General features: G+C 54.7%; 6 protein-coding genes. All 6 read left to right on the top strand.

Features of this window, described 5'->3' with window-relative positions:
• Positions 1 to 187 precede the first annotated feature (187 nt).
• The 6 genes from H6650_11040 (at position 188) to H6650_11015 (ending at position 14,114) form a co-directional block, all read left to right on the top strand.
• On the top strand, positions 188 to 1,375 hold the full coding sequence (locus H6650_11040; protein ID MCB8952538.1) for an ABC transporter permease: 1,188 nt from the start codon (positions 188 to 190) through the stop codon (positions 1,373 to 1,375).
• A 38-nt stretch (positions 1,376 to 1,413) separates the two neighbouring features.
• Positions 1,414 to 2,391 (top strand): ABC transporter permease, encoded by a 978-nt coding sequence (locus H6650_11035; protein ID MCB8952537.1) that lies wholly within the window; start codon positions 1,414 to 1,416, stop codon positions 2,389 to 2,391.
• A 335-nt stretch (positions 2,392 to 2,726) separates the two neighbouring features.
• On the top strand, positions 2,727 to 3,698 hold the full coding sequence (locus H6650_11030; GenBank protein ID MCB8952536.1) for a hypothetical protein: 972 nt from the start codon (positions 2,727 to 2,729) through the stop codon (positions 3,696 to 3,698).
• Between the two features lie 1,150 nt (positions 3,699 to 4,848).
• Entirely contained in the window at positions 4,849 to 7,137 is a 2,289-nt protein-coding gene (locus H6650_11025; protein MCB8952535.1) for a tetratricopeptide repeat protein, read from the top strand.
• Positions 7,138 to 7,161: 24 nt separating this feature from the next.
• Complete coding sequence (locus H6650_11020; GenBank protein ID MCB8952534.1) at positions 7,162 to 10,026, top strand: CHAT domain-containing protein; 2,865 nt, start codon at positions 7,162 to 7,164, stop codon at positions 10,024 to 10,026.
• A 191-nt stretch (positions 10,027 to 10,217) separates the two neighbouring features.
• On the top strand, positions 10,218 to 14,114 hold the full coding sequence (locus H6650_11015) for a CHAT domain-containing protein (protein ID MCB8952533.1): 3,897 nt from the start codon (positions 10,218 to 10,220) through the stop codon (positions 14,112 to 14,114).
• Positions 14,115 to 14,156 lie beyond the last annotated feature (42 nt).

The following is a 14,156-nucleotide window of genomic DNA, read 5'->3' as shown; positions in this document are numbered from 1 at the left end:
TTTTACTGTCGCCAAATCATAGTAATTGGGTTCGTCAGGGTGATGGTAGCATGATAAATGCCGGCAAACTAATACACTTTTGATACAAAAACAGGCCAGAAATCAGCTCGTGTTTATCGTATTCTAACATAAGACCCACCAACTCGCGGTGACCAGACTTACACCCAATCGAACAGAGGAGACAAATATGACGAATTATCTCATTCGGCGAGGGCTACAGATGATCATGGTGGTATTCGGAGCCACCATTGCCATCTACGTGCTGCTGCAAGCCGCACCGGGCGACCCGTTGTCCGGCATCAACCTGGGCGGAGACCGCCGCGCCCGCTTCACGGAACACGAGATCGACGTGATGCGCGCGAACCTGGGGCTGAACCGGCCGGTGTGGCTGGGGTATTTGACCTGGGTTGCGGGGGAAGATTGGGTTGATGAATTGGGGAACGCCATCGGCAACCCGGGGAACGCCAAGACGTTGCCGGTGACGGGCACATGGGCGGACTTCCAGTTGGCGCAATGCCGGGATGCGGGGGGGACGAACGAAGGGGTAGATACGTCCCGGGGGTATCCGTGTCAGCGGGGGATCGTGCGCGGGGACTGGGGTAAGTCGTGGAAACTGGCGCGGGGACAGGACGTGATGGGCATCATCGAAGGGCGCATCAAGGACACGAGCATCCTGATGGCCTCGGCGACGCTGTTTTCGCTGCTGATCGCCGTGCCCATCGGCATCATCTCGGCCGTGCGGCAGTACTCGGCGCTGGACTACGCGGTGACGACGTTCAGCTTCTTTGGGATATCGATGCCGGCATTCTGGTTTGGCCTGATGCTGGTCATCCTCTTCGGACTCACCTTCAAGAACTGGGGGCTGCCATTCTTCCCCACGGGGAACGTGGTGGACCTGCGCATCTTGCCGGGCAGCATTCAGGACGTACTGGGGGTGAGCGCCGGGTCACTGGGGGACCGCATCATCCACCTGATCCTGCCGACCATCATGCTCAGCCTGCTGTACCTGGCGGGGTGGAGCCGCTTCCTGCGTTCGTCGATGCTGGAAGTGCTGCGGCAAGACTACGTGCGCACGGCGCGGGCCAAAGGGCTGAGCGAGCGGGTCGTCATTCTGAAACACGCGACGCGCAACGCCCTCATCCCGCTCATCACCATCGTCGTGTTCCAGATACCGGGCATCTTCGGCGGGGCGATCCTCACCGAAACCATCTTCAACTATCCGGGGATGGGGCGGTTGTTCATCTCCGCGCTGGGGCAGAGCGACTGGCCCATCGTCATGGGCTACCTGTTCATCACGGCCATCCTGGTGGTCGTCGCCACCCTGGTGGGCGACCTGCTGTACACGGTGGTAGACCCGCGCATCCGCTTCGAGTAAACCGCATAACCCATACCATACACCAGAAGGAAGGAATCATGTCCGTAGCCGAACTAGACGTAGATGCCCTGCAGGCGGAAGCCCTGCTGACGAGCAAACCCGAACCCCTGTTACTGACCTATTGGAACCGGCTGCGCCGGCATCGCCTGGCGACCGCCAGCCTGGTGGTCATTCTGCTGATGCTGCTGACCGTGGTCGTCGGTCCGATGGTGATGGGGAGTCGCACCTACTACAACTACGCGCAGAAGCAAGACATGCCGTACACGCGAGACACGCAAGACCTGCTGAACCGCAACGCCGCGCCCTCGGTGGAACATCCGCTGGGGACGGACGAATTGGGGCGGGACGTCCTCATGCGGCTGCTGCTGGCGGGGCAACTCTCCCTATTCATCGCCTTCACCGTGACCATCTTCCAGGAAACGATAGGCATCTTCATCGGAGCCGTCTCCGGGTACTTCGGTGGCCTGGTGGACAACCTGATCCAGCGGCTGGTGGAATTCATCATCATCCTGCCCGGGCTACCGCTACTGTTGACCCTCTCGGCGCTGTTGCGGAACGTCTCCATCCCGTTCCTCAAGCCGGAGTGGGGGCAAGCGGTGGTCATCGTCCTCATCCTGGTGACACTGGGGTGGACCGGGTCGTGCCGCCTGGCGCGGGCGATGGTGCTGAGCCTGCGCAACCAGGAATTCACGGAAGCCTCGAAAGCACTGGGGCTGTCCGACCTGCGCATCATCGTGCGGCACATGCTGCCGAACGCGCTGCCGCCGATCATCGTCAGTGCCACGCTGGGGTTTGGCGGCGTGATCATCTACGAATCGGCGTTGAGCTTCCTGGGGTTTGGCATTCAGCAGCCGGTGGCGACGTGGGGGAACATGCTGCAAGACGTGCAGAAAGACATGTTCACCGCGCCGTGGAAGGCCTTCTATCCGGGATTTGCCATCTTCATCACGTCGCTGGCATTCAATTACTTTGGTGACGGTCTGCGGGACGCCCTTGACCCGCGCCTGAAGCTGTAGCACGCTCCTGTTTGCGCGTTTTACCATTCAGAAGTTCAACTTCTCCGAGAAGTTGAACTTCTTGGTTTGTTCCCAACCCTCTCCTTAATGTGTCGCGCCCTATATTCTGGCTTCGAATAAGATGACACAGATCGTGTATTTTGACGGAATTTGTCACTTTTTCCCCGGCAAACTCCAATTTAGAATCAATCCGGCGCAGGGAGAGACGGCGCGACTTCTCTCATGCGTCATGAAGGAGGCGAGACCGGCGGAAGACAAGGCGTTAGCCATTGTCCAGATAGATGATGCGCTGCCTGTCCCGCCCCTGTCGTACGCATGTCCCCAAAGGCACTGTTTTGATTTCTTTGCTCCTTGCCGCCTTTTCTGAACAGGCGTACAATGCAGCAGTTTTCACCCCAAGTAGTTCACTGAATATGGAGGACAAAATGAAGGTTTCCGCAAGAGTTTTTACGTTACTCGGCTTGATGGCGCTTGCCTTGTTTGTAGCTATGCCGCACCAGCAGGCTGTCGCCAATGATGCCCAGATTGATCGTATCGTGCGTAGTGGCAACACGATTGTCAATCTGGATACGATGGAAGTTACATTCCTGGGCGCCGATGCGGTTGCGCCCGCTGCTCCGGCAGCCGAAGTATTACAGAACCCTGGTTTTGAAACGGGCGTCCTGGCTCCCTGGTACACAACCAATAACCAGTGGTCCGTGATCAACTCCGGATGTCAGAGCGGTTCGTATTGCGCGACGGATATTGGCAATTATTGGATTCAGCAGGATTTTGCCGGCATCCCCGGTACCCAGATCACCAGTATTGCTTTTTGGAGCCGTCAACCAGAAGCCGCTATTCAGGCTGTTGACCTGTTGTACTCGGACGGCACCTACTATGAGAACATCGTCTTCCCGACTGCTGACTGGCAGCGGTTTGATGTGACCTCCTGGCTGGACCCGAACAAGACCTTGACAGGCATTCGTCTTTGGGGATACTCCGGTGGCGGTGGTGACCCGGATGTTACCGTCATTGACAACGTTTCCGTGATTGGCGGTTGCAGTCCCGTTAGCACGAGCGTGACTCTGAGTCCAAATCTCTCCCTTAGTGTTTCCACCGGCGACACCAACAAGTATTGGCTCGTACGGCTGTACTTCGCCAACGGCACGTCCCAGACAGCTGTTCAGACCGGTTTGCCGGCATGTTTCTCCAACACCTTCAACACCAACTACGTTCCGACCAATCCCCCGGTGACGTCCATCTGTTCCTTTGTGTATGATCCGGCGGTACCGGGTGTGGTAGCGCAAAATTGCGCCCCCGTACCGTAGGCAAAGGCGGCGCGCCTTTTCGGTAACATATCTTCCTCTTGAGAAAGGAGACAGGCAATTGCCTGTCTCCTTTTTTTGAAGTATTGTCTTCTTGATGACCTTGTCCTCTATCTGCCGGCAATTGCATTTGGGTTGATCAGATTCCCACTTTCATAGACAATGGGCAAGAGTAATATGCATGTTTGTGCGACGACTGGCTCCGGCACATAAGGTGCGTTAGCGCGATACAACTGGTCGATCCACCGTTTTATTTGGCTCATTCGGATTTCGCGGGGTTTGCCCCACATATGGGTTTGGCGTCGCGGCTTTGGCCGGTTCTTGCGCACATATTCCGGCTAAAGCCTCCACTCTCCGCGAATTCCTGGAGAACCTTTTATTTTAGGGTGATTTCTTACTCCAGTAGTGGCAATGTGCCTTACCGAATTTACATATGACTATAAATGACCCGTTATCTGTCCATGAACTTAATCTACGGTGCTTATTAAAAAAACTGGGCAAAGAGCACCCTCATTACCAGGAAGCGTTGGTTTACCAGCAGCGCTTGATGGACAATATCAATCATGCGCGCCGATTTGGGGACTCAAACAATCTAAAATCTGAAAGAGCAGAGATTATCGATCATCTGAATTTTCTATCCTTGTCTGTTTGGGGCATTCCATTTGCTGAATTGTGTCCTGAATCTGATGTGGAACTTCCGCGGCCACGGGCGGAGACGCCGGTGCAGACGGACGAACAGCCTTATGAAACGGCCTGGAAATGGACATTGCGCATAGTCGTGTTCCTGGCGGGAATCCTATCGGTCCTCTGGCTTGTTTTTGAGCCGGGTTTCGAACCGCTGATTGCGACAATTACCAGTGTTTCCGGCCTTGTTACTTATCTGGTACTGAGTCATTCCCGGTCGCAGCAGTATCTGGATCGTTTCCTGGCGATCATTTTGGTATTTCTTGCGCTCATATTGGTCAGCCTGTTTGTTTTAAGCAAGGAGCCATCCAATCCGATAGTGACCGTGACGGTTCCCGCTATTCGAACGACGATTAACGCTGATCCTTCTGTTCTTCCCCCGACGGACCAACTTGACACGTCTCTTCTTGTTAACCTGGCAATTGCGGACTTCTCACACCTTCAGCGGACCATCCAGGAAAATTCTCGCTTGCGGACGTTTCTGTACCATCCTGCCCCTGCCCTGAGTCTGGCGGTTTACGATCAGGTCCTGGCCGCGGGTTATGAGGATGGCAGCCTGATTCTTTGGGATTTGAATGCCGGTCAGACTCTGGGCCATCCACGGGGTAGTGAATCGGAAGCAGGGGTATGGAGTTTGGCGTTTAGTCCTGATGGTCAAATGCTGGCTGCCGGCATTGCGGACGGAACTATCCTGCTTTGGGACGTAACCACCCAACAACAAATAGGCTCTGTCACCCAGGGGCATCATGGTGTTGTCTCCAGCGTTGCCTTTGGCCCGAATGGGGCCACGCTGGTGTCCGGCGGGGCCGATGGGGCGATCATTTTTTGGACCAGTGATCTTCTGCAACAGCAGGCAAGCATGACCCAGGCGCATGTCGCTCCTGTATGGCGGATTGCCTTCCATCCTGATGGCAACTGGCTGGCATCGGCCGGTGAGGATGGACAGATCATTTTGTGGGATGTGGCGACGCGAGAACCTGTGCAACAGTGGTCGCAAGGGTTTGGCATTAAAACGTTGGTGTTCAATGTTGATGGAACGCAATTGTTGGTTGGCAACAATCATGGCCAGATAGACACGTACGATGTATCCGGTAATAATGATCATGGCATTCCTTTAGCGGAACAAGCATCGGCAATTACAGGCATGGCGCTCAGCCCGGATGGGCGGATGTTGGCTGCCGGTAGCTGCGTGAAAAGAGAGGCGTATGGTTTTTGCCGGCAGGGAGAAGTGCGTCTCTGGCAGATGGATTCAGGCCAACCGGACGCTTCCCCCATTTCGACAACCGTACTCAAAGGTGAGGTCTGGGATGTCGTATTTAGTGCGGATGGGAAGTTCCTCGTTGCCACCAGTCCTGATGGCGTGATACCGGTTTGGTTCCTTGATCCCCCGCTGTTGCCATCCGTAGAGGATTGGACTGCCTGGGAAGCGCGGGCCTGCAAAATGGCGAACCGTAATCTGACGGAGAGCGAATGGCAGATGTATTTGCCGGGGGAGCCGTATCGTTTACTTTGTCCGGGATTGCCGGCAGTTTCTTCCTCCCTTGCCGCACCGGAGACAGGCCTGTTGTTGTTAGCAGAGGAAGGGCGGGTTGAGTGGAAGACGGAGGGGATGGAGAAGTTTGTGCCGGCATCTCCCGGCACAAACCTGCTTGCCGGTGACGAATTACGCCTTGAACCCGCTATGGCCGCCTTGTTGTTATGTGAAGACATGACCGTTTTCCAGATTCCCGAGGGGATTTACCCCATTGGCGCACACTGCGTCTCGCCGCGAGAGGACGTGAATTTGCTTGTTGACTGGCAAGGGGAACTCACCGTGAAGCGGGCAAATTGGACGGATTCCAGGCCGGCTGCCCCGCATATGGTTCTTCATCGCGGGGATATATTGTCGCTGTCCGTGGGAGGGAATGCGCGACTACTCTGCGAAAATGGGGATTACCGGGAAATGCCGGCAGGCGTCACCCTGGACGTGCGCGATATTTGTCCCAGAGGCATTGCCCGACTGGGAGACCTGGAAGACAGCAGCCGGGGGACTCGTGGGGATACGGATCCCCTCATTCCATACATCATTAGCCCGCGTATGACCCATTTACTCACGCGCCAACCCACGCTGCGCTGGCATGAGGCGCCGGGCGCAACCCTGTACACCGTGCGCATTGTTGGGCTTAATTGGGAGACGGAAACAAGCGAGACGTATGTGAATGGCGCTGATGTTCCGCCCCTGCAAGAGGGGGAAATCTATTTGCTGATTGTGGAGACGGATAATGATCGTTCCTCGCGCGAAGAAGGTGTGCCCGGTTTAGGATTCTTGCTGTTGCCGGAAGCAGAAGCCACGGTTGTGCAAAAAGCCCAGGCGGACATCATGGCGCTAGGTCTGCCGCCTGAATCGGAGGCGCTGACCCTGGCGCATTTGTATATTGAGTATGACTTGCTCGCGGAAGCGATTGAATACCTGTCTGCGGTGGTAGATGCCGGCACACAAACGGCTGCCATCTATCGTCTTCTGGGCGCACTATGCCGGCAAATTGGTCTACCCTTAATGGCGGAGTCGCAATACCTACAAGCCATCTCCCTGGCACAAAACGAGAACGAGATCGACGGATTAGCCTTGTATCAGGCGGAATTGGGGGAAATTTACCTGGATTTAGGGGATAAGGTAGAAGCAGTGCGCTGGTTTGAGGCAGCGCGCCGGAATTATGAAATTCTAGGTGACGCGCAGCAAGCGGAAGACGTGATCCAGAAAGTTGAAGATCTCAAATAACCTCTCGTTCTTGAGGATTGCCTGATGAATCTGATGCCCAAATATGCTTTATTCGCTTTGATTTTGCTCATTACCCGGTTGGCAAACTCGCCGGCTTTGGCTAACCACCTGCCGCGTACACAATCAGCACCGGTTGAACAGTGCGCCCTTGGCATGGTGTTTTTCACGGCCGGTCAGCGCACGACAGCAAAGCAGCAGCTAGAAACAGGATTTGCTGGCTTACAGGAGACGGATAATCCTGACCCGAATATTTTCGGACAGTGTGCGCTTTTCTTGGGCCATTTACGCTTTAGTATCGGCAACCTGGACGCGGCAGTGGCGGCATACAATGTGGCGCTAACGCAGTTTGAAACAATCGGCGACGATCAATTGCGTTGGACGGCTCTGTTTGGCATCGGCTCTATATTGATGCAGCAAATGCGCCTCGAAGAGGCCCAAAACACGCTGACCACAGCCTTCGAACTCGCTCGTGATTCCAGGCAAGTTTGGGTTCCCGCGGACATTCAGTTCCTGGCTAGAGTTATTTCATTGAATAACCTGGCCGTCGTTGGATCTGGGCTTGCGGTACAGGATGAAGCGTGCGCGGAGGACCTACATTGCGGGCCTTTTGAAGAAGTTATGAAGCAGTTCAAATCAGTTTTGACAGAACTCCAAAGTATGACGGTTGCTGTTACTCCTAATGATGCGCAGGATCAGCCGGGACTATTATCGCTGCTGCAAAACGGGACCATCACTGTCCCGCTCAACCAGGGTATGCAAATGGTCGTCCTGATAAGTATTGGGGAGGCATATCGTTCGCAAGAAATGTATGCCGAGGCCTATGAGTCGTATGACCAGGCGCAATTGCTCGCGGAACGTGCCTTGGAAGATACGGGAATTGCCCGCAATATCAGCCAACAATTCGGCCTTATTACCAACGCGCTTGCGCTGAAGGGGGAAGGGCTGGCATTGCAGGCGGAAGGCGATTTGGACACGGCGCTTACCTGCTTACGGGAGGCGGAAACTTTACTGCGGCAGGGAAACAAACGGCTTCTATTGGCGCTTGTTTTGGCGGACATTGGCGACCTGTTGCAGGCGCGTCACGAGCCAGATGAATCGTTTGCTGCCTTTGCAGAAGCGTTTGATCTGCTGGCGGAGATGCGCCTTGTCACCAATCAGCAGGCGAATTTCGTGCCTGTTGATAGCGGCGCGCAAATGACGCCGTTTCTTTTGACGGATTCCCTCACGCAAGTGGTTGACTTGTACAAGCACGTTACCAACCTGTACTATGAAGCAGGGCGATATGAGGAGGCTTTTTATACGGCGGAACGAGGGCGCGCGCGCGTGTTTCTGGACATGATGCGCGTGAAAGCCCCCGAGATATTGGACGATCAGGGAAACAATTTGCTTGTACGCGAACAAGAAGCGTATATTCTGCGACAATTGGCGGAGGACGACCTGACTCTGGCGCAGCTTTTGGATCTGGATGGTCTGACAAAAGTTGCTATGCAACGGGAATTAACCGGCGCTGAAGCGGCGTATGCCGAGATTGTCAAACAAATTCAAGCGCGCGGGGAATCCACTAACATGTTCTTTACCGGGGAGGATGAACATGTCCTTACGGTGCCAGAGATACAGGCGCGGCTTGATTCAGAAACAACATTGGTTTCGTACTTTCTCTACACCGACTTAAACAAACAAGACCATTTTTACGCCTTCGTTATCACCCGGGAAGCGTTTACAACCATTCCGTTACCCATTACGCGCGACGAATTGGAGAACACTATCTTCAACTTTCGCTCTTTTCGCAAGCTGGATGCGCCCCCCCATACGGAGGAGTTGCGACGCTTATATGATACCCTTATCAGCCCCTTTGTTGATGAATTAAACACCCCCTATTTGCTGATTGTTCCACATGACGTTCTGCACTATGTGCCATTTACAGCTTTGAGCGATAGGGAACTATTCTTGGGTGAGCAATTTATTGTGACGATTTTGCCCTCCGCCAGCACGCTGGCTTCCTTGCCGGCAGCGCGAGAAACGACTTTGCCGCCACTTCTCCTGGGAGACCCGCGTAACCAACTTGAGTTTGGCGATGAAGAAGTAGAGGCGATAGCCGAATTGTATGCAACTATCCCCTTTACCCGGTCCGCGGCAACGGAAGGGCTTGTCTGGAGGCAGGCCGGTCAGAGCGGTATTTTGCACATTGCCGCCCACGGCACGTTTGATAATCAGGCTCCGATGGAAAGTCGGTTATTTTTGGCTCCTGAGGGTGATTTTGATGGCGACTTGCACGTTTACGAGATGTACGGCCTTGATCTGAAGCAAACGAACCTGGTCGTTTTTACAGCGTGTCAATTGGATCTGGAAAAGGGTGTCGGCGCCGGGGATGATGTGGTGGCCATGAATCGCGCTTTGCTTTATGCCGGCACGCCCTCCGCCATAACCAGCCTTTGGAATGTAGATGACGAAACAACGACCTTACTGATGACGTCCTTTTATGCCCATTTGCAGGCGGGTCTGGGTAAGGCTGTTGCCTTACAGCAGGCGCAAATTGATTTACGCGCGCAGTATCCGCAATATGCACACCCTTACTATTGGGCAGGGTTTGTTTTTATGGGAGATGCCGGCAAAACAAATACTTCCCTACCAGGCACCCCGCCCCCCATCTCGACCGTCACGCCCACGGAGTTTCCAACGCCGACGTTGCTGGCTACGGCCATGTCCACGGCGACGCCAACGCCGCTGCCGTTGAGTACGACAATATCCACAGCGACAGCGCCCATAGCCGCACCAACCGGTCAACCCAAAAGTGAAAATTCAGGTGGCGGCGGTCTTTGTAACAGTGTGATAGGCCCTGTTGGATTAGTCCTGCTATTTGGTCTGCGAAAGATACGTCGGCGGACTTGATCTTGATATTGCTGGGATAAGCATCAAACGTCGTAACTATGCACGTCTCCGAGAGATTGGACCAATTTTGTAGCATTAAAGATTGACTCTACTGAAAAAAGGTCAAAAACCGGGTTTTTAAACCCGGTTTTTTCAGTGAATCTGGGCAGATGACCCGTATAGTCACTTTTTACATTGACAGGATGAATAAAATGACGGGCAAACGTTATTATCGTCGATTTTGTGTTTGGCTAATCATATTCGCGGTCGGTTTCATGGAGATGCCGGCATCAGCCCACGCCGCCCCCATCACGCCCCACAGCACCTTCCAGATTCCAGCACCCACGGAAAACGCGCCCATTTGCCCCGCTCCGCCCCAACCGGAAACCTCTCCTCCTCCCCCTCTCGCTGAAACCGATTCAATTGTCGGCCTACCCACCGCGGGAGAGACGTTTGCGCCTGTTCCTGCCTTTAGCCCCCAACTGGAAGCCCTGCGCGCAGCCGCTTTCTTGCTGGGCGAGGGTGATCGCCTCCAGGCAAGCGATATTGACGCGGCGCGAGATAAATGGTTGGCGGCAGCCGACGCCTACACGGACGCGGGGGACCAATTAGGCGTAGCCGATGCCTACCTGCGTCTGGCGGACTCTTACCAGGCAGCAGCCATTTTCGACCCGGTGAGCCTGGATCTGGCAATCACGTATTACCAGCAAGTGATATGGGCCGCCGCCGATGTATACGAAACCCTGATCCAAAAGGATCTGACGTTTGACCAGGATTTGTTAAATGAAGCAGAGAGTCAGTATGAACAAGGGGTGGCCGCATACGATGCCGGCAATTGCGCCGCCGCAACCCCATTTTTTACACAAGCTCGCCAGCTTTACCAACAAGCCGATTTTGGTTCTGGCGAAATGCGCGCGATCGTTGGCATTGTTCGTTGCAAGATTGATAACAATGACTTTCTCGGGGCGATGCTGCCGCTATTCGATGCGCTCACCATTGTCAGTAAACTCCCTCTCGGTAGTTCCGCTGATGAACGCTACCTGGAAGGAATGGACTTTTACGAACAAGGGCGTTGGGATGAAGCCGTCACCGCCTTAGAGGAAGCGCAAGCGCAATACGAGGCCGCCGGTCAACAGTCAGAAGTTGCCCAGGTAACCCAAGACCTGGCCAACGTTTATGCCAGTAAAGGAGATTTCCCTCAGGCGCAGACTCTGTACCAGGACGCCTTAAACCTGTTTTTGTCCATTGATGACGAATATAGCCTCTACAATCAGGCCGCCGCACACCATAATTTGGGCAACCTGGCCATGCAAATGGGGCGTTATGAGGAGGCAATTCGTCAACTGACGACGGCGATAGAATTATGGCAGGGTATTGGCGAGCCAGCGCAAGAAGTGGATTCGCGCAACAGTCTAGGGTTGACTTTGCGCGAACAGGGCAATTATGGCCTTGCATTGCGCCGCCTGGAAGAGGCGTTGGCGCTGCAACAGGAACTACCGCCTGATTCAGGAACGGAGGGGGATTTGTTGACCAATGTCGGCTCCGTTTACTATGCCCAGGGTAGGTATGAGCAGGCCATTCTCTTGTACCAACAGGCGCTTTCTTTGTACCAGGAACTTCCGCTGCGCCTGAAGGAAGCGCAGGCTCTTAGCAATATCGCCTCCGCATACGCCGGATTAGGGCGTTATGATGAGGCGTTAGCGTTGTATGACCAGGTTTTAGCCATTGCCGCTGCTTCTGGCGTTCCCCGCCTGACGGACATCACGCAAATGAATATCGCCAACGTCCAGACGCAACGGGGTGATTACCAACAAGCATTGACCATCTACCTGACTATTTTGCCCCATTTTATGGCTAATGGAGAGGACCCCGCCGTTGCCAGCGTGGAAGCCAATATCGGCGCCGCCTACCAGCGCCTCGGTGACTGGGAAAATGCCATTGCTCATTTGTCCGTGGCGCGAAGTTCTGCCGATACCAGTGGTAATCTCTCCACGATAGGAGATATTCGGAATAATCTTGGCGCTGTAGCCGTTGCCGCGGGCGATTACGCTAATGGGGAGGCTTGTCTACAACAGTCGCTGGACATCTGGCAAGTAAGCAACAACCAGGTTGCGGCCGGTCGCGTTTTGGGTAACCTGGCGTTGTTGTCTGTCGGGGAAAACGATTTCTCCCAATCCGTTACCTGGGCAGAAGAAGGCATCCACCTCAACGTCCAAAACGCCAATCAGGCTGACCTGGGTCGGCTCTGGCTTGCTCTTGGTCTCGGCCATTTCGGTATGGGTGATGCTGTTTCTGCCCTGGCGGATGGGCGGCAGGTCGTGCGGTCAGGCGAGGAAAGTGGGGATTTAGCTTTAGAAATGGCGGGACACGTTCTTGTTGCCGGCATTTACGAAATCAACGGCGATACGCCCACTGCCTACGCTCACGCGCAGACAGCCGTCGCCCGGTTGGAAGCGTTGCAGGGTTTGATCACCGTGGCGGAACTGAAGACAATGTTCTTTAACCAATTGGTGGACGCCTACACGCTGGCCGTGGAATTAGCCGTCAAACAAGGCCTATTTGAAGACGCCTTCCACCTGGCGGAACAAGCCCGCGCCCGTGCTTTTCTCGATCAGGTAGTCAATGGACAGGTCAATTTTCGCCTGAGAGCAGATTCGGCTTTGTTAGCCGAAGAGCAAACACTGCGCGAACAACTGGCGGCTCGTCGTACCCAGCTGATAACCCTGCGTGCGCAATCTGGCACTGATGACAATGTGGAAGCAATTGCGGCGGTAACGGCGGAAATCGAAGGGTTAGAGGAAAATTACACAGACTTATTGCTGCGGTTGCAATTACTCAGTCCAGAAACCGGCTCTCTGTTCTCCGTAGAAGCTGCTTCGTTGGCTGAAATACAACAAAACCTGCTCCCTGACACCACGTTAGTTTCCTATTTTGTGCTTTCGGACAGCAGCCTGGCATTTGTACTTACAGCGGACAGTTTCACGTCCGTTTCTTTACCTGCTGGTCGGCAGGCCTTACTCGCCCAGGTGGAAACGCTGCGCCTGACGGATTTCGCCCGCCTGGACGAAACGCACTTGACTTCTCTTCGCCAGTTGTATGACTGGCTCATTGCCCCTTTGCTTCCTCACTTACAGACCGGGCGCTTGATTATTGTGCCCCACAATGTCTTGCATTACGTTCCATTCGCCGCATTGACGGATGGAGAGCGTCATTTGCTTGACGATTATACCCTTACTTCGCTGCCCACTGCCGGCATTTTGCGCTTCCTGGTAGAAAAACGTAAACCAGAGGCGGGTTCTCTCCTGGCCATGGGTGGACCAACAAGCGACGAACCCGGACTCGGCGTGCTAAGATCTGCCCCCAAAGAAGTCGAGACGATTGCCACCTTGTTTAACAGCCGGCCCTTTCTCGGTGCGGCAGCTACTGAGAGCGAGGTGGTGGTTCACGGTGGGCGGAATAATATCCTACACCTGGCGGCGCACGGGAAATATAACGCCGCAAACCCTTTGTTTAGCACCATTTACCTGGCGGCGGATGATGCCAACGATGGCCGATTGACGGTGCAAGAAATTTACGAGTTGGATCTGAATTCGGCCACGAATCTGGTTACTTTAAGCGCCTGCGAGACGCAAGTGGGTGAATTTAGCGCGGGGGACGAGGTGGTGGCTTTGAATCGGGCTTTCTTATATGCCGGCACGCCATCCGTCATCGCCAGTCTCTGGAATGTCAATGATGAAGCCACCGCCCTGCTGATGGAGCGCTTTTACACGCATTGGCGGAATGGCCTGAGTAAGGCCGCCGCGCTACGACAGGCGCAAATAGATACGCGTCGCCAATATCCGCACCCCTACTACTGGGCCGGTTTTGTGTTGACGGGGGATGGGGGGGATACGATAGGGGTTTTGCCGGCAGCAACCAGAACACCTGAACTATCCGTAACCGCGTCGCCTGCCCTGTCCATGACGACAACGCCCGTTGCTACAAACCCGGCAGCAGACCCGGAAGAAAATGCGCAAACCAATGCCGGCAACAATGGACAATACATCGCCCTTGTCTTTCTCATAGTAGCCGTCGTCGTCATTATCTGGCTCGGCGCAAGACGGAAATAAATCCTCTCGCGGCGACTTCCATCCGTTCGCCCGCTGAAATGA

The organism is Ardenticatenales bacterium, from assembly GCA_020634515.1.
In the GTDB taxonomy this organism is placed as follows: Bacteria; Chloroflexota; Anaerolineae; order Promineifilales; family Promineifilaceae; genus JAGVTM01.
Note: the sequence above shows the minus strand (reverse complement) of the source record. Positions and strands in the feature narration are given on the sequence as shown.

Bases quoted from the DNA above. Each gene is read 5' to 3' on its own strand.
- H6650_11015 (MCB8952533.1), top strand. From the start codon at position 10,218: ATGACGGGCAAACGTTATTATCGTCGATTTTGTGTTTGGCTAATCATA.
- H6650_11040 (MCB8952538.1), top strand. From the start codon at position 188: ATGACGAATTATCTCATTCGGCGAGGGCTACAGATGATCATGGTGGTA.
- H6650_11020 (MCB8952534.1), top strand. From the start codon at position 7,162: ATGAATCTGATGCCCAAATATGCTTTATTCGCTTTGATTTTGCTCATT.
- H6650_11035 (MCB8952537.1), top strand. From the start codon at position 1,414: ATGTCCGTAGCCGAACTAGACGTAGATGCCCTGCAGGCGGAAGCCCTG.